General features: G+C 75.1%; 19 protein-coding genes and 4 riboswitches. Of the genes, 12 read left to right on the plus strand and 7 right to left on the minus strand.

Going from position 1 to position 22,831, the window contains the following annotated elements; all coding sequences use genetic code 11:
- Window positions 1-120: 120 nt before the first annotated feature.
- Window positions 121-213: riboswitch (SAM riboswitch) on the minus strand.
- 152 nt (window positions 214-365) lie between these two features.
- Both metE and AB1207_RS14640 read right to left on the minus strand, forming a co-directional pair.
- Complete coding sequence (gene metE, locus AB1207_RS14635) at window positions 366-2,714, minus strand: 5-methyltetrahydropteroyltriglutamate--homocysteine S-methyltransferase (protein WP_367639111.1); 2,349 nt, start codon at window positions 2,712-2,714, stop codon at window positions 366-368.
- The gene (locus AB1207_RS14640) at window positions 2,711-3,673 is read right to left on the minus strand and encodes a methylenetetrahydrofolate reductase (protein WP_367639112.1); all 963 of its coding nucleotides are present in this window, start codon (window positions 3,671-3,673) and stop codon (window positions 2,711-2,713) included. Before AB1207_RS14640 ends, metE begins: the two co-directional genes overlap by 4 nt.
- Window positions 3,674-3,731: 58 nt before the next feature.
- Window positions 3,732-3,823: riboswitch (SAM riboswitch) on the minus strand.
- 161 nt (window positions 3,824-3,984) lie between these two features.
- Window positions 3,985-4,098: riboswitch (SAM riboswitch) on the plus strand.
- 54 nt (window positions 4,099-4,152) lie between these two features.
- On the opposite strand from AB1207_RS14640, the gene AB1207_RS14645 reads away from it, so the two are divergent.
- On the plus strand, window positions 4,153-5,505 hold the full coding sequence (locus AB1207_RS14645; protein ID WP_367639113.1) for an aminotransferase class V-fold PLP-dependent enzyme: 1,353 nt from the start codon (window positions 4,153-4,155) through the stop codon (window positions 5,503-5,505).
- A gap of 6 nt (window positions 5,506-5,511) precedes the next feature.
- On the opposite strand, the gene AB1207_RS14650 is transcribed toward AB1207_RS14645, so the two are convergent.
- The gene (locus AB1207_RS14650) at window positions 5,512-5,754 is read right to left on the minus strand and encodes a hypothetical protein (RefSeq protein ID WP_367639114.1); all 243 of its coding nucleotides are present in this window, start codon (window positions 5,752-5,754) and stop codon (window positions 5,512-5,514) included.
- Between the two features lie 157 nt (window positions 5,755-5,911).
- Between AB1207_RS14650 and AB1207_RS14655 the strand changes: the two genes are divergently transcribed.
- Together AB1207_RS14655 and AB1207_RS14660 are read left to right on the plus strand one after the other, a co-directional pair.
- Window positions 5,912-6,997, plus strand: coding sequence for an LLM class flavin-dependent oxidoreductase (locus AB1207_RS14655; protein ID WP_367639115.1), 1,086 nt, complete (start codon window positions 5,912-5,914; stop codon window positions 6,995-6,997).
- Window positions 6,994-8,325, plus strand: coding sequence for an NtaA/DmoA family FMN-dependent monooxygenase (locus AB1207_RS14660; protein WP_367639116.1), 1,332 nt, complete (start codon window positions 6,994-6,996; stop codon window positions 8,323-8,325). The genes AB1207_RS14655 and AB1207_RS14660 overlap by 4 nt, the downstream gene beginning before the upstream one ends.
- Here AB1207_RS14660 and AB1207_RS14665 read toward each other — a convergent pair.
- On the minus strand, window positions 8,312-9,328 hold the full coding sequence (locus AB1207_RS14665; protein ID WP_367639117.1) for an ATP-grasp domain-containing protein: 1,017 nt from the start codon (window positions 9,326-9,328) through the stop codon (window positions 8,312-8,314). The two genes, AB1207_RS14660 and AB1207_RS14665, sit on opposite strands and share 14 nt — an antisense overlap.
- Before the next feature lie 66 nt (window positions 9,329-9,394).
- Window positions 9,395-9,489: riboswitch (SAM riboswitch) on the plus strand.
- Between the two features lie 5 nt (window positions 9,490-9,494).
- Here AB1207_RS14665 and AB1207_RS14670 point away from each other — a divergent pair.
- The 5 genes from AB1207_RS14670 (at window position 9,495) to AB1207_RS14690 (ending at window position 14,456) form a co-directional block, all read left to right on the plus strand.
- Window positions 9,495-9,587, plus strand: a complete 93-nt coding sequence (locus AB1207_RS14670; protein WP_367639118.1) for a putative leader peptide — start codon at window positions 9,495-9,497, stop codon at window positions 9,585-9,587.
- Between the two features lie 71 nt (window positions 9,588-9,658).
- Window positions 9,659-11,629 carry an FAD/NAD(P)-binding protein gene (locus tag AB1207_RS14675; RefSeq protein WP_367639119.1) on the plus strand — a complete coding sequence of 657 codons (1,971 nt, stop codon included), beginning with the start codon at window positions 9,659-9,661 and terminating at the stop codon, window positions 11,627-11,629.
- Window positions 11,626-12,597 carry an amino acid ABC transporter permease gene (locus AB1207_RS14680; protein ID WP_367639120.1) on the plus strand — a complete coding sequence of 324 codons (972 nt, stop codon included), beginning with the start codon at window positions 11,626-11,628 and terminating at the stop codon, window positions 12,595-12,597. The genes AB1207_RS14675 and AB1207_RS14680 overlap by 4 nt, the downstream gene beginning before the upstream one ends.
- Window positions 12,594-13,397, plus strand: a complete 804-nt coding sequence (locus AB1207_RS14685; protein WP_367639121.1) for an amino acid ABC transporter ATP-binding protein — start codon at window positions 12,594-12,596, stop codon at window positions 13,395-13,397. The genes AB1207_RS14680 and AB1207_RS14685 overlap by 4 nt, the downstream gene beginning before the upstream one ends.
- A gap of 84 nt (window positions 13,398-13,481) precedes the next feature.
- Entirely contained in the window at window positions 13,482-14,456 is a 975-nt protein-coding gene (locus AB1207_RS14690; protein ID WP_367639122.1) for an ABC transporter substrate-binding protein, read from the plus strand.
- 12 nt (window positions 14,457-14,468) lie between these two features.
- On the opposite strand, the gene AB1207_RS14695 is transcribed toward AB1207_RS14690, so the two are convergent.
- The 3 genes from AB1207_RS14695 to AB1207_RS14705 all read right to left on the minus strand — a co-directional run bounded on the left by AB1207_RS14695 (window position 14,469) and on the right by AB1207_RS14705 (window position 17,997).
- Window positions 14,469-15,602, minus strand: coding sequence for an acyltransferase family protein (locus AB1207_RS14695; protein WP_367639123.1), 1,134 nt, complete (start codon window positions 15,600-15,602; stop codon window positions 14,469-14,471).
- A gap of 71 nt (window positions 15,603-15,673) precedes the next feature.
- Window positions 15,674-16,387 (minus strand): VIT1/CCC1 transporter family protein, encoded by a 714-nt coding sequence (locus AB1207_RS14700; RefSeq protein WP_367639124.1) that lies wholly within the window; start codon window positions 16,385-16,387, stop codon window positions 15,674-15,676.
- Window positions 16,388-16,515: 128 nt separating this feature from the next.
- Window positions 16,516-17,997, minus strand: a complete 1,482-nt coding sequence (locus AB1207_RS14705) for a helix-turn-helix domain-containing protein (RefSeq protein WP_367639125.1) — start codon at window positions 17,995-17,997, stop codon at window positions 16,516-16,518.
- A 123-nt stretch (window positions 17,998-18,120) separates the two neighbouring features.
- On the opposite strand from AB1207_RS14705, the gene aceA reads away from it, so the two are divergent.
- Genes aceA through AB1207_RS14725 form a run of 4 tightly spaced genes read left to right on the plus strand, consistent with a single transcriptional unit; the run spans window position 18,121 to window position 22,668 of the window.
- Window positions 18,121-19,455 (plus strand): isocitrate lyase, encoded by a 1,335-nt coding sequence (aceA, locus tag AB1207_RS14710; RefSeq protein ID WP_437178946.1) that lies wholly within the window; start codon window positions 18,121-18,123, stop codon window positions 19,453-19,455.
- Window positions 19,456-19,508: 53 nt separating this feature from the next.
- Window positions 19,509-21,179 (plus strand): malate synthase A, encoded by a 1,671-nt coding sequence (gene aceB / locus AB1207_RS14715; RefSeq protein ID WP_437178947.1) that lies wholly within the window; start codon window positions 19,509-19,511, stop codon window positions 21,177-21,179.
- 55 nt (window positions 21,180-21,234) lie between these two features.
- Window positions 21,235-21,549 carry a GNAT family N-acetyltransferase gene (locus AB1207_RS14720; protein ID WP_367639126.1) on the plus strand — a complete coding sequence of 105 codons (315 nt, stop codon included), beginning with the start codon at window positions 21,235-21,237 and terminating at the stop codon, window positions 21,547-21,549.
- Between the two features lie 42 nt (window positions 21,550-21,591).
- Window positions 21,592-22,668, plus strand: a complete 1,077-nt coding sequence (locus AB1207_RS14725; RefSeq protein WP_367639127.1) for a LacI family DNA-binding transcriptional regulator — start codon at window positions 21,592-21,594, stop codon at window positions 22,666-22,668.
- Window positions 22,669-22,831 lie beyond the last annotated feature (163 nt).

Below are 22,831 nucleotides of genomic sequence, written 5' to 3' on the forward strand. Positions count from 1 at the left end.
CGCGCGGAGCCGGGTCGTACCCGGCGGGAGGACGGTCAGCGACAGCTGGTCGCACCGGTGCGGCAGAGGTCCACGACGCGCCGGAGGACGGCGACGTGGGACGTGCGGTCCACCTGAACCCCTCCATCGTTCCTGGCGGAAGCACCCGCGCCCGTGTCCGGGGGGTTGCTGCGGCGTCGCGGAGCCAGGTCTCTCAGCCGCTCTGGATGGTTGCAGGGGAAACTCTACGGGGAACCGTGCCGGAACTCAACCGCCGAGTTTCGAGGGGAGTTCGGAAGGGAGTTCCCGGGGAGGTTCTGGGGGAACGACGGAACCCCTCCACCCTGCGGGTGGAGGGGTTCCTGGGGTTTCGGGGGGCGGGGAGGTCAGCCCGCGACGGGCGCCCCCACGGGGAGCTCGGCCCGCACCGTGCGCGCCGCCTCGACGAGGTTCCGCAGGGACTCCGTCGTCTCGGCGTACCCCCGCGTCTTGAGCCCGCAGTCGGGGTTCACCCAGACCTGGCGGGCGGGCACCGAGGCGACGGCCGACCGGAGCAGCCCGACGACCTCCTCGACGGACGGGACGCGCGGGGAGTGGATGTCGTAGACGCCGGGACCGATGCCGCGGGCGAAACCCGCCCGGGCGATGTCCTCGAGCACCTCCATCCGCGACCGCGCGGCCTCGATGCTCGTGACGTCCGCGTCGAGCCCGTCGATGGCCTCGATGACCTCCCCGAACTCGGAGTAGCACAGGTGGGTGTGCACCTGCGTCGCGTCCGCGGCCCCCGCGGTGGCCAGCCGGAAGGAGGCCACGGACCAGTCGAGGTACGCCGCCTGGTCGGCCGTCCGCAGCGGCAGCAGTTCCCGCAGCGCGGGCTCGTCCACCTGGACGATCCCGATGCCGGCCGCCTCGAGGTCGGCGACCTCGTCGCGCAGGGCGAGGGCGACCTGGTTCGCGGTGTCCCCCAGCGGCTGGTCGTCGCGGACGAACGACCACGCGAGGATGGTCACCGGGCCCGTCAGCATGCCCTTCACGGGTTTCGCCGTGCGGCTGGCCGTGTACGTGCTCCACGGCACCGTGATGGGCGCGGGGCGCGTCACGTCGCCCCACAGGATCGGCGGCCGGACCCCGCGCGAACCGTACGACTGCACCCAGCCGTGCTCGGTCACCGCGAACCCGTCGAGCTGCTCGGCGAAGTACTGGACCATGTCGTTGCGCTCGGGTTCCCCGTGGACGAGGACGTCGAGGCCGAGCTCCTCCTGCAGCCGCACGACACGGTCGATCTCGGCGCGCAGGAACTCCTCGTACCCCTCCTGCGCGAGCTCGCCCCGGCTCCACGCGGAACGCGCCCGGCGGATCTCCGGCGTCTGCGGGAAGGACCCGATCGTGGTCGTCGGCAGCAGCGGCAGCCCCAGGGCCTCCTCCTGCGCCGCCCGCCGCACGGCGTAGTCGCTGCGCCGGAACGCCTCCGGGGTCAGCGCGGCGAGCCGGTCGCGCACCGCCGGGCGCACCACGCCGGGGGCGCCGAGGCGGTCGGCCCGGGCCGCGGCCGAGGCGGCCAGTTCAGCGGTCACACCGGCGTCGCCGGAGTCGGCCAGGGCCCGGCCGAGCAGGACGACCTCGGCCACCTTCTGGTCGGCGAACGCCAGCCAGCTGCGCAGCCGCTCCGGCAGCGCGCTCTCGCGGGACACGTCGTGCGGCACGTGCAGCAGTGAGGTGGACGTGCCGGGGACGACGCGGGCGGCCGACTCCTCCAGCCGCCGCAGGGTCTCCCGCGCCTGCACGAGGTCCCCGCGCCAGACGTTGTGCCCGTCCACGACGCCCCCGACGACGGTCTTGCCGGCCAGGACGGACGGGTCCGCCGGCACGGAACCCTCGACGAGGTCGAGCGCGATCCCCTCCACCGCGCTCAAGGCCCCGAGGAACTCCTGCGCGTCGCCGTACGGCGTGGCCACCAGCAGCCGAGGGCGGCCGGGGACCGCGGCGAGCCGCTCGTAGGCCCCCCGCACCAGGTCGGCCAGCCCGTCGACACCGGCCGTCGCCGAGTCGCTCACGAGGCCGGGTTCGTCGAGCTGGACCCAGGTGGCCCCGGCCGCGGCGTAGGCGGTCAGCAGACCCTCGTAGGCGCCGAGCAGGTCCTCGAGCCGGCTGATCGGCGCGAAACCCTCCGGGCTGCCGTCGGCGGCCTTCGCCAGCAGGAGGAACGTCACCGGCCCGACGACGACGGGGCGGGTGAGGAACCCGTCGGCGAGCGCCTCGGCAAACTCCCGGACCCCGCGGTCGTCGGCGGACCGGAACGCCGTCGTGGGCCCGATCTCGGGGACGAGGTAGTGGTAGTTCGTGTCGAACCACTTCGTCATCTCCAGCGGGGCCAGCGCTCCGCGCCCCCGGGCGATGGTCGAGTACGCCTCGAGGTCCACCCGGCCGTCGGCCCCGACGAGGTCCGCGAAGCGCTCGGGCACCGCCCCCACGGCGACGGCGGTGTCGAGGACCTGGTCGTAGGCGGAGAACGAGGACGGGATGGACGCGTCGTGCGCGGGCAGGCCCAGCGCGTTCAGCCGCCGGACGGTGCCCGCCCGCACGGCCGCCAGGGCCGTTTCCGTCGCGGCCAGGTCGGCGCGCCCGGACCACAGCGCCTCCAGGGCCTTCTTCGTCTCCCGGTCGGGGCCGATGCGGGGGTAGCCGAGGACGGTCGCGGTCCACGCCGGCTGGTCGGTGGTCGGGTGCTGGCTCATCGGGAGGCTCCTCCTACCGCGCGGACGCGGCGTTCGGCGGGACGCGTCAGGTTCGTGTGATCGCGCAGGTGGTCGAGCAGGTCGAGGACGGGCTCGACCGCGTTGAAGGTGTAGAGGTGCAGACCGGGGGCCCCGGCGGCGAGCAGGTCGCGCGCCAGCCCGGAGGTGAACGCCGTCGCCGCCCGGCGGCGGACCCGGACGTCCTCGGTGTCCAGGGCCGCGAGCAGGGCCCGCGGGGCGGGCACGCCCGTGAGCTCGCCGATCCGTTCCAGCCGCCGCACCTCGTGGGTCACGGCGAGGCCGGGCAGGAGCGGGATGGTGACGCCCGCGGCCCGGGCGCGGGCCACGAACGCCGCGTACTCCCGGGCGGACCAGCCGACCTGGCACACGGCGAACTGCGCGCCGGCGTCCTGCTTGGCGCGCAGGACCGCGAGTTCGTGCCCGTCGCGGTCCCGGGGGAACGCGGCGACGGCGAGGCTGAGCGGGGGGACGTCGACGGGGAGACGCCCGCCCCGCAGCGCGAGGCGCCGCCGGTCGGCGACCTGGAGGAGTTCGACGAGGTCGCGGGCCGTCGCGACGCCGTCGGGGTGGGGACGGAACTGCGCCGCCCCCGTGCCCGCCGGCGGGTCCCCGCGCAGGGCGAGGACGTTGCGGACGCCGGCGTCGAAGAACTCGCAGGCCAGGTCGACGACCTCGCGGCGGGAGGAACCGACGCACGTCAGGTGCGCCATCGCAGGCACGGCCGTGGAACTCAGGACGTGGGCCAGCAGGTCCCGGCTCGGTCCGCGCGTCGCGCCGGCCGCCCCGAACGTGACGGACACGAAGTCCGGCTGCGTGGCCAGCAGGTCGGACAGCCTGCGCCACAGGGCATCCCGACCCTCCGGCGAGCGGGGCGGGAACAGTTCGAAGCTCAGGGTCGGCCGCCCCGCCGCACCGGCGACGAGGGGCGCGAGGGTCATCGGGCCGGTCCTGCGCCGGGACGCGGGGACGGGTCGACAGGGGTGCTGCTCATCACGTGCTCCATCGGCCTGGCGTTAGCACCCTCGCCCGGGCTCGGGGGGTTGCTGCGGCGTCGTCGAGCCAGGACTCTCGGCCGCTCTGGATGGTGTTGATCGACCATAGAGCGGTCCGCGCGACCTCCACAAGTGGCTCCCCGAGATTGCGCCGGTCGTCCCCGGACGACCACCCGGGCGGCCCAGGACGGGCTCAAGGGGAGTTCGCGGCACGCCGATGTTGATCGGTCGGGCTCCTCGTGGCAGGCTCCTGCACAGGTCATGAGCGCCAGCGACAAGCCCCGGCTCGCTGGCCGGCAACCCTCCTCCGCGGTGGGGTGCCCCGGGTGACGACCTGGCCGGTTCCGTGGTGGAGCCGGCAAGCGCGGACCTCACCGGGGCGACCCGGTCCTCCCGGTAGGGTCCCCTCCCCCAGGAGTTCCTGCGTGAGCACCAGCACCCTGTCCCCCGCCCGTCCGCGCTGTCCCGGGAGTTCCGGGGCCGTCGACGCGCTGCTGCCCGTCGTCGGGGCCGACACCCTCGTGCCGCTCGCGACGGGAGGTTCGACCACCTACGCCAACCTCGACAACGCCGCCAGCGCCCCCGCCCTCGTCGCCGTGGCCGCGCGGGTCGCGCAGGTGCTGCCCCACTACGCCAGCGTGCACCGCGGCGCGGGCTGGCTCTCGCGCGTCTCCACGGCGCTGTTCGAGCAGGCGCGCGCGGAGGTCGGCGCCTTCGTGGGGGCACGCCACGACGACCTCGTCGTCCTCACCCGCAGCACCACCGACGCCCTCGACCTGCTCTCGCGCGCCGTCCCGGCCGGGGGACGCGTGCTGGTCGCCGACGTCGAGCACCACGCCAACCTGCTGCCGTGGCAGCGGTCCGCCCGCACGACGGTGGTGCCCGGCGGCGCCGACGCCGAGGAGACGACCGCCCTCCTGGAGGCCGAGCTGGCGACCGGCCGGTACGCCCTGCTCGCCGTCGCGGGCGCGTCCAACGTCACCGGGGAGGTGCTGCCGCTGCGCCGGCTGGCCCGCGCCGCGCACGACGCGGGCGCGCGGATCGCGGTGGACGGGGCGCAGCTCCTGCCGCACCGGCGGGTCGACGTCGGGCGGGACGGGATCGACTACCTCGCGCTGTCCGGGCACAAGCTCTACGCGCCGTTCGGCAGCGGGGCGCTCGTCGGGCGGCGCGACTGGCTGGACGCCGCCGAGCCCTACCTCGCCGGCGGGGGCGCGACGCTCGACGTGCGGCACGACGGCGTGCGCTGGGCCACCGGCCCCGACCGGCACGAGGCGGGGTCCCCGAACGTCGTCGGCGCGGTGGCGCTGGCGCAGGCGTGCACCACGCTCGCCGCACTGCCCCCGGGCGCGCTGGAGGAGCACGAGGCGGCGCTGCGCGCCCGGTTGGTGGACGGGCTGACGGCGCTGGCGGGGGTCGAGGTCGTCCGGCCCCGTCCCCGCGACGCCGTGGGCGTCGTCACCTGCACCGTTCCGGGCCGGTCCGTCTCGGAGGTCGCGGCCTACCTGTCCGCCGAGCACGGCATCGGCGTGCGCGACGGCCGGTTCTGCGCCCACCGGTTCGCGGACGCCCTGGGGCTGGCCGACGGCGGCCTGCGCGTCTCCACGGGGGTGGGCACGACGTCCGCCGAGGTCGACCGGCTGCTGGCCGCGCTCCGGCGGTTCGTCACGGACGGTCCGGAGCTGGACTACGGGGTCGTCGACGGGCACTGGGCCCCGCTGTCCGACCCGCGTCCGGCGCCAGGGTCGCTGCTCGCCGCCGCCGGGCCGCTGCGGTGACCGGCGTCAGGCCAGCGGTTCGCTGCTCGGACGGGGCCCGTCGCCCGTGGGGGGCGCCTCCTGCGCGAGCACCTCGTGCAGCTCGGCCTCGAACTCGGTCCAGCTCAGCTCCCCCGGACCGGGTTCCAGACCCGGACCGCGGTCGTGCGCCGGACCGTCGGCGGGGTCGTGGCGCCGGGCGTCGTGGAGGTCGGCCGGCGACCACGGGAACCCCCACTGGCCGTGCCCGGCCAGGGCGAGCCCCTGCACGACGATCGAGCCCAAACTGGTTGCGGCAGCGCACCATCGCGCCCACGTCCCACGCAACACCTCGCACCTCCGCTCTCGGGTGCCCCACTGTCGCACACGCGCGGCGAGCCCGGGAGGTCCTCCGCGACTCCGTCCACCACGCACCCCGGGAGACCCCGTGACCACGCCCCTGCACCTGTTCCTGGACGTCGACGGAGGGGGGTGGCACCCCGCCGCCTGGCGCTGGTCGCGCAGCACCCCCGACGAGGTCTTCTCCCCCGGCCGGCTGCGCGGGTTCGCCGTCACGGCCCAGGCCCAGGGCCTGACCGGGCTGACCTTCGAGGACTCACCGCTGCCCGACGCGCGCAACCCCGTCGGGCACCTCGACGCGGTCCAGCGCGCCGCCTTCCTGGCCGGGACGACGGAGGCCGTGGGGCTGCTGCCGGTCGCGGCCACCACCTACTCCGAGCCGTTCCACGTCGCGGCCCAGATCGCCTCGCTCGACCACTCCAGCGCCGGCCGCGCCGGGTGGATCGCCACGACGTCGCCCGCCGCCGTGGCGCGCAGCGTCGACCTGCCGGTCGCGCCGGACCCGGCCGGCGAGCTCGCGGACGTGGTGCACGCGGTCCGGTCCCTGTGGGACTCCTGGGAGGACGACGCCGTCGTCCGCGACGTGGCCACCGGCCGGTACGTCGACCGCGACCGGTTGCACCACGTCGACGTCGACACGGGCCGCTGGTCGGTCAAGGGGCCGCTGACCGTGCCCCGGTCCCCCCAGGGGCACGCGGTCGTCGTGGTCCGCGAGGAGGACCTGCGGCACCGGGCCGACCGGAGCACGGCGGACGTCGTGCTCAGCGGGGACGCCGGCGCGCGCCGGGCCCTCGGTGGCCCCCTCGTCGTCCTCGACGTCGAGGTCGTCCTCGACACCGACGCGCACGCCGCCACCGACCGGCTCGCGGCACTGGACGCCACGGCACCCGCCCCGGACCGGGGCCGGATCCGCTGGGCGGGTTCCGGTCAGGCGCTGGCCGCCTGGCTCACCGACCTGACCGGGGTGGTCGACGGGGTCCGGTTGCACGCGGCCGTCCTCGACGAGGACCTCCGCACGCTCCTGCGCACCACGGTCCCGGCACTGCGCGCCGCCCGCGTCCTGCGGCCCCCCCTGCCGGGCGCCACGTTGCGCAGCACCCTCGGGCTCGAACGCCCCGCCAACCGGTACGCCACCGGCCCCGCCCTCGTGACCACCGGAGGAGACCCCCGATGACCACCCCGTCCAGCGGCGACCTGCGCTTCCCCGACGCCGTCGTCCACTTCGGCGTCTTCTTCCAGGGCGTGAACCACAGCACGATCTGGTCCGACCCCCGCAGCGGGTCGCAGATGGCGCACTCCACGTTCGTCCAGCTGGTCCGCACCGCCGAACGCGGGTTGTTCGACGCGTTCTTCCTCGGCGAGGGCCTGCGGCTGCGCGAGCAGCGGGGGAGGATCCACGACCTCGACGTCGTCGGCCGTCCCGACGCCCTCACCGAGCTGGCGACCCTCGCCGGCCTGACGACGCACATCGGCCTCGTGGCGACGCAGAACACGACGTACAACGACCCCGCGGACCTGGCCCGCAGGCTCGCCTCGCTCGACGTCCTCTCCGGCGGACGGGCCGCGTGGAACGTGGTGACGACCGACAACGCCTGGACCGGGGAGAACTTCCGCCGCGGTGGGCACCTCGACCACGCCGACCGCTACGAGCGCGCCGAACGCTTCGTCCGCACGGCGCAACGGGTCTGGGACAGCTGGGACGGCGAGCGGTACACCCCGGTCGAGGTGCGGGACGGGTTCTTCGACGTCGAGTTCACCCCGACCGTCCCGCGGAGCCCGCAGCAGCACCCGGTCCTGTTCCAGGCGGGCGACTCACCGGCCGGACGCGACTTCGCGACGCGCACGGCGGACGTCGTCTTCTCCCGGCACGGCACGGACCACGCCGACGCCCTCGCGTTCGCCGACGACATCCGCCGGCGGACCGTCGCGGCCGGTCGTCCCGAGGGCGACGTCCTCGTGCTGCCCGGCACGCAGATCGTCGTGGCCGACAACGAGGCGGAGGTGGAGGAGAAGGCGCGCTGGGTCCTGGAGCAGCAGGTGACCCCGGCCACCGCGCTGTCCCTCGTGGGCCAGGTCTGGGGCGAGGACCTCTCGCACCTCGACCCGGACGGACCGCTGCCCGCGCACGACCCCGTCATCTCCGTCGTGGACGGCACCCGCGGCGCGCACCGGACCGGCGCCGACGCCGTGGCGCTGGCCCAGCGGTGGCGCGCCGAGGCCGAGGAGGGCAAGTTCTCGCTGCGCGAACTCGTGCTCCACCACTCCTCCGAGCGGGGTTTCGCCGGCACGGCCTCCCAGCTGGCGGACGACCTCACGCACTGGGTGCGCACGGGCGCCAGCGACGGGTTCAACATCACGCCGTACCTGGTGCCCAGCGGCCTGGACGACGTCGTCGACCAGCTCGTGCCCGCGCTGCAGGACCGCGGCGCCTACCCGACGGAGTACGTCGGGACGACGTTGCGCGAGCACCTGGGCCTGCGGGCTCCCCTCACCCGTCGCTGACCGCCGCCGCCGGGCGGTGCAGCACCTCGGCGCGCAGCAGGTCACCGAGGTGGCGGGCGATCGCCCCGGGGGCCGACTCCGGGGCGACCGCCTCCACCGCGGGGTTGTAGTTCGTGTTGGTGTTGACGTCGTAGACCACGGTGCGCCCGTCGACGGTCTCGGCGAACTCGACCCCGGCGATCTCCAGCCCCGCGGCGCGCAGCAGCTCGGCGCACCGGCGGACCACCGGGGTGTCGGCGGTCACCTCGGGCCGCAGGGCGAAGGGTTCCACCCCCGGGCCCGGGACCTCGCACGCGTCGGCCGGGCACAGCTCGAAGCTCCCGGCCGAGGTGTCGACGCGGACCGCGTAGACGAACCGGCCGCCGACGAACTCGGCGCGCGTGACGAACGGATCGGCGGTCCGCAGGAACTCCTGCAGCAGCGTGACGCCGTCGACGGGTTCCTCGAACTCCGGCGAGGCGACGTGCGCCTCGAACTCCTCGTGGGAGTCGAACCGCCGCACCCCCAGCCCCTTGCCCCCCTGGTTGTGCTTGGTGATGAACGGGACGGGCAGCTCCCGCGCCCGGCGCACCAGGTCGTCTCGCCCGAACACCGCGAGCGTGCGCGGGACGTCGATCCCGTTGCGCCGCAGCAGCGCGTGCTGACGGACCTTGCTCACCTCGAGCTCGACCACGGGCGAACCACCCACGACGCGACGTCCCCAGCCCTCGAGCCACGCCAGGACGGACCGCGTGTACTCCTTCGCGTGCACGTGCCCGCGCGTGTGCGACGACGCGCTCAGGCGCGACCAGTAGACCCCGGCCGCGGGTTCGGCGTCGAGGTCGACGGAACCCTCCGTGAGCAGCACCTCCTGGAAGGGGACGCCCTCGGCCCGGAACGCCGCCTCGAACGGCGCGAACCAGTCCGGGTTCTCGTGCAGGACGTGGACCCGGGGTTCTCCACCGGGCTCGAGCGACCAGCTCGCGCGGGTGGCGGCCTGCGGGTGGGTGGTCTCGCTGGTCATCGGGTTCCTCCGGTCGGGTTCCGGGCGGGGTTTGCCGTCCGGGGCCTGCGTGGGATAGTTTCGCACCGTCCATCCAGAGCGGCCGAGAGACCTGGCTCGTCGACGCCGCAGCAACCCCCTGAGCGATCAGGCGCGGGTGCTTCCGCCAGGACCGATGGGAGTCACCGTGACCGCACGCACCGCCGCCCGGCCCCCGCTCGTCCGCCGCCGGCACGTGGACCTCTGCCGTCTGAGCTCGGCGGTGTGCCCGGGGCGCTGAGCCCCCCGTCCGTCGCGGCTGCGCCCGCGGACGCCACCTCGTGCCCTGCGGCACCTCCCCGGGGAGCCCCCGTGTCCCGTCCCACCCGTGTCGGCATCGTCGGTGCCGGACCCCGCGTTCTCGTCCTGCTGCAACGCCTCTCCGCCCACGCCCACCACGCCGCCCGGGAGCTCGAGGTCCACGTCGTGGACCCCTTCGACTCCGGCGCCGGCCGCGTCTGGCGCCGGGTCCAGGACCCGCTGCTGTGGATGAACTCCCGCGCCGCCGACATCAGCGTCCTGCCGGACGCGTCCGTCACCGGCCTCACCCCGCCCGTCCTGCGCGGTCCCTCCCTCGCCGAGTGGGTCGCGGAGCACCGCGCCGACCTGCTCCGCGAGGCGGCGGGGAACCACGCGGCGCAGGCGGAGCTCCTGGACCACGGTCCGGCCTCCTTCACCTCCCGGCGCCTGGCCAGCCGGTACTTCGCCGACGCCTGGGACCGCACGGTGTCCGCCCTCCCGGCGGGGGTCCGGGTGCACCGGCACCACCGGACGGTGCTGGACCTCACCGACGACCCCGTCGACGGCGGCCAGGTGCTGCACCTGGACGGCGGACCCAGCACCGACGGGACCGGCGCGGACGAGACCCTCCCGGTGGACGTGGTGCTCCTCGCCCAGGGACACCTCGACGTCCGCCCGGGCCCCCGGGAACGCCGCACGGCCGGTTTCGCCCGGGCGCACGGCCTGGCCTACGTCCGTCCCGGGTACACGAGCGAACAGGACCTGGACGTGCTGGCCCCCGGCGCGGACGTCGTCGTGGTGGGCATGGGCCTGGCCTTCGTCGACCTCGTGGTGCGCCTCACCGAGGGCCGCGGTGGACGGTTCGAGGAGCGGGCGGACGGCGGGCTGGACTACCGGCCCGGTGGCCGCGAACCGCGGTTGCACGTCGGGTCCCGGCGCGGGGTCCCCTACCGCTCCAAGATCGACTACCCCGTCCCGGCCGACCTCGGGCTCCCCCGGTACTACTCGGCGCGCACGGTGGACGCGGTCCACGGGAACGGCCTGCTGGACCTGCGCGCGGACCTCTGGCCGCTCATCGCACGCGAGATGGCGGGCGCCCACTACCGCGAGCTCTTCCGTTCCCACCCGGGCCGGACGACCGTTCCGGCCGCGGAGTTCGACGAGGCGTTCGGCCGGGCGGCGTGGGGTTCGGCCGAGCTCGACGAGTTCGTGGGGCGCGCCGTGCCGGACCCCGCGGACCGGTTCGACCTCGCGGACCTCGACCGCCCCCTCGACGGGTGGTGGGGGACGTCCGCCGAGGAGGTGCACGCCCGCGTCCTGGCGCACGTCGAGGGCGACCGGGCGCGGCGCAGCGACCCCCGGTCCTCCCCCGACGCCGCGGTGCTGGCGGCCGTCCTGTCCGCCTACGTCGTCACCGCCGGCCTGCACGCGGCGGGCCGCCTGAACGCCCGGTCGACGGCCGTCGACCTCGACGGCTGGTGGCACGGGTTCTTCAGCTACGTCGCCAGCGGCCCTCCGCCGCAACGGCTCCGCCAGCTCGCGGCCCTGGCCCGCGCCGGCGTGGTCCGGTTCCTCGGGGCCGACGTCCACGTCGAGGCGGACCCGACCCCGGGGGTCGCCGCCTTCACGGCGGGTTCGGGCAGCGGCCCGCACGAGGTCCGCGCTCAGGGACTCGTCGAGGCCCGCCTGCCCGTGCCCGACCTCGAGTGGACGTCCGACGTCCTGCTGGGCCGGCTGCGCGACCGCGGCGAGGTCCGGGCCCACGAGATCGTCGACGACGGGTCGCGGTGGTCCAACGGCCGCCTCGTCGTGGACGCCACGGCCCGCCTCGTGGGTCGCGACGGGAAAGCCCACCCGCGGCGGTTCGCCACCGGCGCGTGGGTCTCCGGCGAGGCCTCGGCCGCCGCGTTCGCCCGCCCCGGCACCGACGCGGAACTGTTCCGCCGCGCCGACCGGCTCGCGGCCGAGCTCCTGCGGGCCGCCTCCGCGTCCTCCGGTCCGTCACCCGTTCCGCTGTCCACCCCGCAGGGAGACCGTCGATGAGCGACACCACCCGCACCGTCCCGGACGTCACCGCCGCCCCGGTGGTTCCGCGGTCCGCCCCCGCCCGACCGCTCACGGTGCTGCCGGCCCGCCACCCGTGGCGCTGGGTGGCCACGGCCGTCGTCGCGGTGCTCGCCGCGATGGCCGTCAACGCCCTCGTCACCAACCCCGCGTGGGAGTGGCCGACCGTCGGGCAGTTCCTCTTCTCGGCCACGATCCTGGAGTCGATGTGGCTCACGGTCCGGCTGACCCTCGTGGGCACCGCGATCGGCCTGGTCCTCGGCACCGTCCTGGCGCTCATGCGGATGTCGCACAACCCGCTGCTGAAGGCCGTCAGCTTCACCTACACCAGCGTCTTCCGCTCGGTCCCGCTGATCCTGCAGCTGCTGTTCTGGTACAACCTGGCGATCCTGTACGAGGTCATCGGGTTCGGCGTCCCGTTCGGCCCGCAGTTCTGGACGTTCCCGACCCAGAGCCTCATCGGGCCCCTGACGGCGGCGTTCCTCGGGCTCGGTCTGCACCAGGCCGCGTACTTCGCCGAGATCGTGCGGTCGGGTTTCCTCGCCGTCGACCCCGGCCAGCGGGAGGCGGCCGCGGCGCTGGGGATCCCCCAGGCCCGGCAGTTCTGGCGGATCCAGTTGCCGCAGGCGCTGCGCATCATCGTCCCGACCACCGGGAACGAGGTCATCGGCCTGCTCAAGGGGACCTCGGTCGTCTACGTCATGGCGCTGCCGGAGCTCTTCTACCAGGTGCAGGTCGTCTACAACCGCACCGGCCGGGTCATCCCGCTGCTGCTGGTCGCGGCCGTCTGGTACACGGTCCTCACCACCGTCCTGTCGGTGCTGCAGTGGCTCGTCGAACGCCACTACGGCCGGGGCAGTTCCCGCGCCGGCACCCCGCTGCCGTTCCTGACCCTCCTCCGCACCGCGCGTGCGGGCCGCGCCCGACGCCACGGAGATGCCCGATGAGCCCCACGCTCGCCACGACGCCGGGCCCTGCCGCCACGGCCGCGCCCGTCGTGCACCTCGCCGGTGTCCACAAGAGGTTCGGGGCGCTGGAGGTCCTGCGCGGGATCGACCTGTCCGTCGCCGCCGGCACGGTCACCGTGGTGCTCGGCGCGTCCGGTTCGGGCAAGTCGACGTTACTGCGGACCATCAACCACCTCGAGAAGGTCGACGCGGGCCTGGTCGAGGTGAACGGCGACCTCATCGGCTACCGGCGGGCGGGCCGGCACCTGCGCGAACTGCACGAGCGGGAGGTCCTGCGCCAGCGCTCCCGCATCGGCTTCGTGTTCCAGCACTTCAACCTGTTCCCGCACCTCACCGTCCTCGAGAACGTCGTCGAGGCCCCCGTCTCAGCGCAGAGGCGCCGACGGACCGAGGTGGAGGTGGAGGCGCGGGCGCTGCTGGAACGGGTCGGCCTGCTGGACAAGGCCGACGAGTACCCCCGCCGGCTGTCCGGTGGTCAGCAGCAGCGGGTCGCGATCGCCCGCGCGCTCGCCCTGCGCCCCTCGCTCGTCCTCTTCGACGAACCCACCTCCGCCCTGGACCCCGAACTCGTCGGGGAGGTGCTGGACGTCATCCGCGACCTGGCCGCCGCCGGGACGACGATGGTCGTCGTCACCCACGAGATCGGTTTCGCCCGCGAGGTGGCCGACCGCGTGCTCTTCCTGCACGAGGGCGTCGTCCTGGAGGAGGGCAGTCCCGCCGAGGTGTTCGACCACCCCCGGCACGACCGCACCCGGGCGTTCCTGGCCAAGGTGCTCTGACCCACGCACCGTCCCACCGGTCCGGCGCCCGCCGGACCGCCCTGCCGGCCTGCCCACCGGGCGGCCTGACCCGAGGAGAACACCGTGATCAGCCGTCGTACCTGGCTCCTGTCGCTGGCCGCCACCCCGCTGGCCGTGTCCGCGTGCGCCACCGGCACCGCCGACCCCGCCGCCGCACCCGCGGCCGCACCGTCGGGCGCGGCCGGGGGCGTCGACACCAGCCCCGCCCAGACGGGACGGGTGACCGCCCAGGCCGTCCCGGAGATCGCGGCCACGGTGCCCCAGGCGGTCCGGGACCGTGGGACCCTCGTCATCGGCACGACCGGCAACGGGGCCCCTCCGCTGAGCTTCAAGGCGGACGACGACAAGACCGTCATCGGGATCGAACCCGACATCGCCCTGCTCGTCGCCGGGGTGCTCGGGCTGGAGCCCGACGTGCGGGCGACCAGCTGGGAGAACCTCTTCCTCTCGGTCGACTCCGGCCAGTTCGACGTGGGGTTCTCCAACATCACCGTCACCGAGGAGCGCAAGGAGAAGTACGACTTCGCCTCCTACCGCGTCGACACGCTGGCGTGGGAGGTCGCGAAGGACTCCGAGATCTCGACGATCGCCGGCCCGGCGGGCGTCGCGGGCCTCACGGTGTCGGTCGGCTCCGGCACGAACCAGGAGAAGGTGCTGCTGGACTGGAACCGGCAGAACGAGGCCGCCGGCCGCGAGCCCGCCGCCATCCAGTACTACCAGCAGGCCTCCGACACCTACCTCGCGCTGAAGTCCGGGCGCATCCAGGCGAACTTCGGCCCGAACCCCACCGCCGCCTACCACGCCCTCGTCGCCGGCGACACGAAGATCGTCGGCACCGTCCCCGGCGGCGGCACGATCCAGGCGGACATCGCCGCGATGACGAAGAAGGACGACGGCCTCGTCCAGGCGCTCGCCGCCGCGCTGGACCACCTCATCGCCGGCGGGCAGTACGCGGCGACGCTGAAGCGCTGGAACCTCGCGAACGAGGCCGTGCCGCAGTCCCAGGTGAACCCGCCGGGGCTGCCCAAGACCGCCTGAGCGCGGGGCGGTTCACCCGACCGCCAGCAGCGCCGCCCCCAGCGACACCGCGGTCACGGCAGCGCCGAGCACGAGACCCCGCCGCGTCGAGGCGACGAACCGGCTGCGCCGCAGCGGGTCCTCGACGAGGACGGTCATCAGGAACGCCAGCCCGCCGGCGAGGAGCTCGACGGCGAGGAGGAACGGCCACCGGTCGAGCGAGGGGAACAGCGTGACCGCGAAGAACGTCGCCGGGACGTGCCACAGGTACCAGGTGTAGGAGATGCGACCGCAGAACCGGACCGGCCGCCACACGAGGAGGCGGCCGGGGCCGGAGGCCGGGTCGCTCGCCCCCGCACCGATGAGCAGGGCAGCGGCCAGGGTCGGCACCAGGGCGGCCCAGCCGGGGTAGTCCACCCAGCCCGCCCAGACGACCGCCGAGGCGAGGACCCCCGCGGCGGCCCAGCGGACCCGGGAGGTCAGCCCCGGGTGGACGGCGGTGAACCCGGCGACGCGGGGCGCCAGGAGGGCCAGGGCGGCCCCGAGGCCGAACTGCCACATCCGCGTCCCCGTCCCGAGGTAGGCGAGCAGTTCGTGCCCCGGGGTGAGGAGCACGCTCGCCCCGTACGACGCCGCGCTGAGGAGCCCCAGCGCCACGAGCGGGCGCCGCCGCGCGAGGAGGAGCAGCACGGGCCACACGAGGTAGAACTGCTCCTCCACCGCGAGGGACCAGTAGTGCGTCAGCGGGACGTGCAGGTCGCCCGCGGACAGCAACCACCAGTTCGCCGCCTGCAGCGCCGACGCGACGGCGGCCCGCCCCGTCCCGGCCTGGAGGGCGGGGGCCAGCAGCGCCGTCCCGGCCAGCGTCAGCACGAGGACCACCCCCGCGCTCGGCAGGATGCGCCGGGCCCGCCGGGCGTAGAACGCGGGCAGGTCGACACGGCCGGTGGTGCCCAGTTCCCGCACCAGCAGGCCGGTGATGAGGAACCCCGAGATGACGAAGAACACGTCGACACCGACGTTCCCGCCGCGGGCGAAGGGCACCCCGGCGTGGAAGAGGAGCACGCACCCGAGCGCGACGGCCCGCAGCCCCTCGACGTCGGGCCGGAAGGCCGGGCGCGCGGCCGGGAGGGGGACGGCGACGGAGGGGACCCGGATGACTGCCACGTGGGCAGCCTGACCGGACGCCGCTTGGAGCCCGCTGAGGAACTGCTCCGTCCGGGTGAGGCCCGACGGCGCTAGACGGACCGGCCGACGAGGTGCCCGATCCCGTACGTGACGGCCATCGCCACCGCGCCGCCCAGCACGGTCCGCACCGTGGCCCGGCGGTGGCCCGCCCCGCCGAGGTGCGCGCTCACCGCCCCGGTGAGCGCGAGCGCGAGGACGACCGCGACGAAGCACGCGGCCACCCGGACGCCCACCGGCAGCAGGACGATCGTCAGCAGCGGGACGAGGGCCCCCACGGTGAAGGAGACCGCCGACGCCCAGGCCGCCTGCCAGGGGCTGACGACCTCGTCGGGATCGATGCCGAGCTCGGCGTCGGCGTGCGCCCGCAGGGCGTCCCCGGCCGTCAGCTCGGCGGCCACCTGGCGCGCCAGGGGTTCGGACAGGCCCTTGGCGACGTAGATCCGCGCGAGTTCCTCGAGTTCGGCCTCCGGCATCTCGGCCAGCTCGCGGCGTTCGGTGTCCAGGAGGGCGCGCTGGGTGTCACGCTGGGTGGACACGGAGACGTACTCGCCGGCCGCCATCGACAGGGCGCCGGCGACGAGCCCGGCCACGCCGGCCGTCAGCAGCACGGACCGGTCCGCCGTCGCCCCGGCGACCCCGACGACGAGGCCGGCGACCGACACGATCCCGTCGTTGGCGCCCAGCACGGCCGCGCGCAGCCAGTTCAGCCGCGAGCCCACCTCGCCCTGGTGCAGCGCCGGCTCTCCCGGGTGCGACACGGCCACGACCGCTCCTCTCTCCCCCGACCCCGAGCCGGGAAGGTGTGCCTGTCCTCAGCGGTCCGTTGCCCTGCAACGCCTTCCGCGCCGGACCACTGTCGCACCGCGGACGCGTCGCCGCACCGCCGGGACGCTCAGGGGGTGTGCGCGTCGAGGAAGCGGTAGACCTCCGTGTCGTCGACCCCCGGGTAGGTCCCCGGCGGCAGGGCGGCCAGCAGGTGCGAGTGCGCCCGCGCGGACGGCCGGGCGTGGGCGGCCCACCGCCGCGCCAGGTCCGCCGGCGGCACCCGGCAGCAGGTGGGGTCCGGGCAGTGCGACCGGGCCCGTTCGGTGCTCTCGCGCCCGCGGAACCACTTCACGTGGGCGAAGGGCACGCCGACGCTCACGCTGAACCGGCCGGGGGCGCCGGCGGGGTCCGGGTCCCCCGCGGGGTCCACCGAGGACGTGCACCAGTACGTCCCGCTCGGGGTGTCGGTGTACTGGTGGTACGGGACCCCGGCCGGGCGGTCGAACACGGTCCGCGCCGTCCAGTTCCGGCACACCGGCTGCCCCTCGATCGCGCCCGTCGCGTCGACCGGGAACAGCACCCCGTCGTTCTCGTACGCCTTGGAGATCGTGCCCGACTCGTGGACGCGCATGAAGTGCACCGGCAGCCCGAGGTCGTGGGTGGCGACGTTCGTGAACCGGTGGGCCGCCGTCTCGTAGGAGACGTTGAAGGCGTCGCGGACGTCCTCGACGGCGATGTCGCGCGCGGCCTTGGCCGCCTGCAGCTGGCGGACGACCTCGCGGCGCGGGACGAGCAGCGCCGCGGAGAAGCAGTTCACCTCCACGCGCTGGCGCAGGAACTCCGGGTACCCCGCGGGCTCCCCGTGGCCGAGGACGAGGTGCCCCAACGCCTGCAGCGCCACGGCCCGACGCCGGGCCCCGCCCGCCACCCGGTCCTGGGACCGCAGGTAGATGACGTGGTGACGGGTGTCGGTCACCGAGCGGGAGGAGTGCGGCAGGTCGTCGACGGGCACGAACCGGTACCCCAGGTGGGCCGCGAGGGCGTCGACGTGCCGTTCCGACAACGGGCCGCCCGCGTAGCCGACGGCGTCGAGCAGTCCCGCCGCCGCGTCCTCCACGTCGCCGAACCAGTTGCCCTGCGCGCGCATCGTGCGGCGCAGTTCGACGTTCGCCTCGCGCGCCTGCTCCGGTGTCGCGGCGCGCTCGTGCGCCCGGCGGACGAGTTCGTCGTGCAACCCGACGACGGCCTCGAGGAGTTCCAGCTGGGCGCGCTTGCCCGGACGGACCGTGGGCAGGCCCAGCGCGGCGTAGAGCGGCGAGCGCTGGGCGTGCTCCAGGCGGATCTCCAGCGCCGCCCGCCGGCTCGGGGGTTCCGGCGCCAGCAGGTCGGCGAGCGGGACACCGAGTTCCCGCGCCAGCGCCGTCAGCAGCGACAACTTGGGCTCGCGCCGGCCGTTCTCCAGCAACGACAGGCGTGACGCCGAACTGCCCACCGCGGACGCGACGTCGTCCAGCGTGCGACCACGGGCCGTGCGCAGGTGCCGCACCCGCCGCCCCAGCGTCACCAGGTCCCCGACCCCACCGACCGCACCGACCACCTCGTCCGCCATGCCTGCACGTTAGGGCAAGAACCGCGGTTCTTGACAGGGATCGAGGGGTTCTGGACCGGCAAGGACCGGCCAAGCTCGCTGCACGAACCCCTCCAGAGGGTCCCGACGACCAGGGAGCACCCCGTGACCGACACCACCACCGACCCCGTCTCCGGACCGGCCACCACCGAGCGGACGGCCCCCGTCCTGGACCCGGCCGACGCGCTGCGCCGGGAGTGGGCGACGTCCCCGCGGTGGGCCGGCGTCCGCCGCGACTACACCGCCGAGGACGTGGTGCGCCTGCGCGGCCGCGTGCGCGAGGAGCACACCCTGGCCCGCCTCGGCGCGCAGCGCCTCTGGGACCTCCTGCACACGCGGCCCTTCGTCCCGGCGCTCGGCGCCCTCACGGGGAACCAGGCCGTGCAGATGGTCCGCGGTGGGCTGGAGGCGATCTACCTGTCCGGCTGGCAGGTCGCCGCGGACGCCAACCTCTCCGGGCAGACGTACCCCGACCAGAGCCTGTACCCGGCGAACTCCGTTCCGGCCGTGGTCCGGCGCATCAACAACGCGCTCCTGCGCGCCGACGGCATCGAGTGGGCCGAGAACCCGCGCGGGGACGGCCCGAGCCCGTGGCTGGCCCCGGTCGTCGCCGACGCCGAGGCGGGTTTCGGCGGGCCGCTCAACGCCTTCGAACTCATGAAGTCGATGATCGCGGCCGGTGCGGCGGGGGTGCACTGGGAGGACCAGCTCGCCAGCGAGAAGAAGTGCGGCCACCTCGGGGGGAAGGTGCTCGTCCCGACGGCGCAGCACGTCCGGACGCTCAACGCGGCGCGCCTGGCCGCCGACGTGGCCGGTGTCCCGACGCTCGTCATCGCCCGGACCGACGCCCTCGCCGCGGACCTGCTGACGAGCGACGTCGACGAGCGCGACCGGTCGTTCACGACGGGCGAGCGCACGGGCGAGGGGTTCTTCCGGGTCCGCAGCGGCCCCGAGGCCGCCATCGCCCGCGGGACGTCCTACGCGCCCTACGCCGACCTGCTGTGGGTCGAGACGGGCCGTCCGGACCTCGGGTTCGCGCGGGAGTTCGCGCAGGAGGTGCAGCGGGTGCACCCCGGCACGATGCTCGCCTACAACTGCTCGCCCTCGTTCAACTGGCGCGCCGCCCTGGACGACCGGGAGATCGCCACGTTCCAGCAGCGGCTGGGCGAGCTCGGGTACGCGTTCCAGTTCATCACGCTCGCCGGGTTCCACGCCCTGAACCACTCGATGTTCGACCTCGCCCGCGGGTACGCCCGCAGCGGGATGACCGCCTACGCCGAACTCCAGACGCGGGAGTTCGAGGCCGTCGAGCACGGGTACACCGCGGTCCGCCACCAGGCCGAGGTCGGCACCGGGTACTTCGACCGCGTCACCCGGGCGCTGTCCCCCGACGCCACCACGACGGCCATGGCCGGTTCCACCGAGCACGAGCAGTTCTGACCGTCCACCCGCCCTCTCCCACGGCTCCACCCCGACTCGACGAGGAGTTCCCCGTGACCGTCCTGACCCCCCGCGGCACCGTCGAGGTGCTCGCCCCGGCACCCGCACGCGGTGCCGACCTGCTGACACCCGACGCCCTGGGTTTCGTCGCCCTGCTGCACGACGCGTTCGCGGGCCGGCGGGCCGAACTGCTGACCGCCCGCCGCGCCCGCACCGCCCGCCTGCTGAGTGGGGAGGAAGACCTGGGGTTCTCCGACCGGACCGCCTGGATCCGCGACGACGCGACGTGGCGGGTGCCCCCGCCGCCGCCCGGCCTGACCCGCCGGCACGTCGAGATCACCGGGCCCCCCACCCGGGCCATGACCGTCAACGCGTTGAACTCCGGCGCCGACGTCTGGATGGCCGACTTCGAGGACGCGACGTCGCCGACGTGGGCGAACGTCGTGGAGGGGCACCGCAACCTCGTGGACGCCCTGGAGCGCCGGATCGACTTCACGACCCCGGAGGGCAAGGAGTACCGCCTCGGGGACCGGCTCCCCACCGTCGTCGTCCGCCCCCGTGGCTGGCACCTCGTCGAGAAGCACCTGCGCGTGCGCGGGGCGGCCGTCGCCGGCGCCTTCGTCGACGCCGGTCTGCACCTGTTCCTCAACGCCCGGCGGCTGCTGGAACGCGGGCAGGGGCCCTACTTCTACCTGCCGAAGCTGGAGTCCGCGGCCGAGGCCGCGCTGTGGCACGACGTCTTCGTCGTCGCCGAGGAGGCGCTGGACCTGCCGCGCGGGTCCATCCGCGCGACGGTGCTCGTCGAGACGCTGCCGCTGGCGTTCGCGATGGACGAGGTCCTGCACGCGCTCGGGGAGCACGCGGCCGGGCTCAACGCGGGCCGGTGGGACTACCTGTTCAGCGCGATGAAGAACCGCCGCGAGGACCCCGCGGCCGTCCTCCCGGACCGGTCCTCGGTCACCATGACCGTCCCGTTCATGCGGGCCTACACCGACCTGCTGGTGCGGACGTGCCACCGTCGCGGGGCGATGGCGATCGGCGGGATGGCGGCCGCCGTCCCCTCGCGGACCGACCCCGGGGCGACCGCCCGGGCGCTGAGCGCCGTCGCCGCGGACAAGACCCGGGAGGCGCAGGACGGTTTCGACGGTTCGTGGGTCGCCCACCCCGCCCTGGTCCCGGTCGCCCGCGCCGCGTTCGACGCCGTCCTCGACGGTGCCGACGACCAGCGCGGCCGGACGCGCGACGACGTCCGCGTCCGCGCCGGGGACCTGCTCGACCTGGCCTCCGCGACCGGCCAGGTCACCGAGGCGGGGCTGCGCGCGAACCTGCGGGTCTGCCTGCTGTACCTGCAGGCGTGGCTCGGCGGCGCCGGTGCGGTCGCCGTGGACGGGGCCATGGAGGACGCCGCGACGGTCGAGATCTCCCGCACCCAGGTGTGGATGTGGTTGCGGCACAGCACCTCGCTGGACGACGGTCGGCTCGTCGACCGCCGGCTGGTGCAGCGCACGCTCGACGAGGAGTTCGGCCGCGCGCTGGCCGAGCTCGCCACCGTCCCCGGCGCGGCGCAGCGTCTCCAGGACGCGCGGCGGGTCGTCGAGGACGCGACGTTCGGCGAGGAGTTCCCCGCGTTCGTGACGACCGAGGCGTACGCCCGCCACCTCGTGGCCCTGGCCCCCGTGCCCGCCCCCCGCCCCGTGCCGTCGTCGGAACCCGCCCTCGCCTGACGGCGCCCCGCGGGAGACGGGGAAGGCCGACGCGGCGCGGGGTGTTGCAGCGGGTATGAGCACCCCCGCCGAGGACCTGGTCGTCACCCACGACGAGGCGGCGCACCGCTGGGAGGGACGGCTCGACGGGCAGGTGGTCGCGCTCGCCGACTACGTGCCCCAGGGTCTGCACGGCGATCCGCACCGGCAGGCGATCGCCATGGTGCACACCGAGGTCGACCCGGCCCACGAGAACCAGGGCCTGGCGTCGAAGGTCGTCGACGCGGCCCTGCGGGACGCCCGCGCGCGGGGCTGGAAGGTCGTTCCGGCGTGCTCGTTCGTCCGGTTGCACGTGCGGCGGCACGCCGACGAGTACGCCGACGTCCTCTGAGCGCTGCCGCGGTCGGCCGCACCGACAGGGCACGATGTCCCCGTGGCCAGCGCTGAACCTCGACGACGTGCCCGGCGGTCCCGCCCCGACGGGCCGGTGACCCTGGACGACGTCGCCCGTGAGGCGGGGGTGTCCCTGGCCACCGCCTCACGCGTCCTCAACGGCAGCACGCGCGTGGTCGGCGAGGCCCTGCGCGACCGCGTGCACTCGGCCGCGGCCCGGCTCGACTACAGCGCGAACGCCCAGGCCCAGGCGATGGCGCGGGGCCGGTCCGACGTCGTCGGGCTCGTCGTCCACGACATCTCCGACCCGTACTTCTCCTCCCTCGCCGCGGGAGTCATGAACGCGGCCGAGGCGGCGGGCGTCATCGTCACGCTGTCGGTGACGCGCGGGGACGCCGACCGCGAGGTCGCCCACGTCGCGGCCCTGCGCCGGCAGCGCGTGCGCGCGGTCATCCTCGCCGGGTCGCGCTGGGCCGACGCCGAACGCACCGACGCCCTGCGCACCGAGCTCGAGGCGTTCCGCACCGGCGGCGGCCAGGTCGCGGCGGCGACGCAGGACGTCCTGGGGGTCGACAGCGTCCTGGTGGACAACGAGGGCGGGGCGCGGCGGCTCACCGAGGCCGTCGTCGACCTGGGGTACCGGGAGTTCTGGTTGCTGCAGGGCCCCGACAACCTCGTGACCGCGCGGGACCGCACGGCGGGTTTCCTCGCCGGTCTCGCCGCCCGCGGGATCGAGCCGGCGCACCGGGTGTCGGGGCCCTTCACCCGCGACGGCGCCTACGAGGCGGTGGCGGCGCTGCTCGCCGACCGGCCGCGACGCCGGCGGACCGCGCCCCCGCCGGTGCTGCTCGCGGCCAACGACGTCATGGCCGTCGGGGCCATCGCCGCGGCGCGCGACGCCGGCCTCGACGTGCCGCGGGACCTCGCCGTCGCCGGCTTCGACGACATCCCGACGCTGCGCGACATCGCGCCGGCGCTGACGACGGTCCGCCTGCCGCTCACCGACATCGGGCACCGGCTGTTCGACCTCGTCGACTCCGCCGACGGGGGGCCGGCGCGGTTCGAGCACGTCGAGGGCGACGTCCTGCTCCGGGCGAGCACCCCCGCGCTGTCCTGACCCGAGGGTTCCCCCGTGCGACCCACCCGCGCTAGGTGTACCCGGCCAGGACGTTGGTGACAGCGCGTCGGCTTGAACGAGGGAGGACCTCCGAGTGGGGTGTGACTTGTCGAAGGTCCACATCCACCCGGAGGTCCTCGTGGCCCACGCTAACGCCCGCACC

Source organism: Kineococcus endophyticus, from assembly GCF_040796495.1.
Lineage (GTDB): Bacteria > Actinomycetota > Actinomycetes > Actinomycetales > Kineococcaceae > Kineococcus > Kineococcus endophyticus.

Coding starts and splice junctions, on each gene's coding strand:
- metE (WP_367639111.1), bottom strand. CDS start 2,714: ATGAGCCAGCACCCGACCACCGACCAGCCGGCGTGGACCGCGACCGTC.
- AB1207_RS14640 (WP_367639112.1), bottom strand. CDS start 3,673: ATGACCCTCGCGCCCCTCGTCGCCGGTGCGGCGGGGCGGCCGACCCTG.
- AB1207_RS14720 (WP_367639126.1), top strand. CDS start 21,235: ATGAGCACCCCCGCCGAGGACCTGGTCGTCACCCACGACGAGGCGGCG.
- AB1207_RS14660 (WP_367639116.1), top strand. CDS start 6,994: ATGACCACCCCGTCCAGCGGCGACCTGCGCTTCCCCGACGCCGTCGTC.
- AB1207_RS14680 (WP_367639120.1), top strand. CDS start 11,626: ATGAGCGACACCACCCGCACCGTCCCGGACGTCACCGCCGCCCCGGTG.
- AB1207_RS14685 (WP_367639121.1), top strand. CDS start 12,594: ATGAGCCCCACGCTCGCCACGACGCCGGGCCCTGCCGCCACGGCCGCG.
- AB1207_RS14705 (WP_367639125.1), bottom strand. CDS start 17,997: ATGGCGGACGAGGTGGTCGGTGCGGTCGGTGGGGTCGGGGACCTGGTG.
- AB1207_RS14665 (WP_367639117.1), bottom strand. CDS start 9,328: ATGACCAGCGAGACCACCCACCCGCAGGCCGCCACCCGCGCGAGCTGG.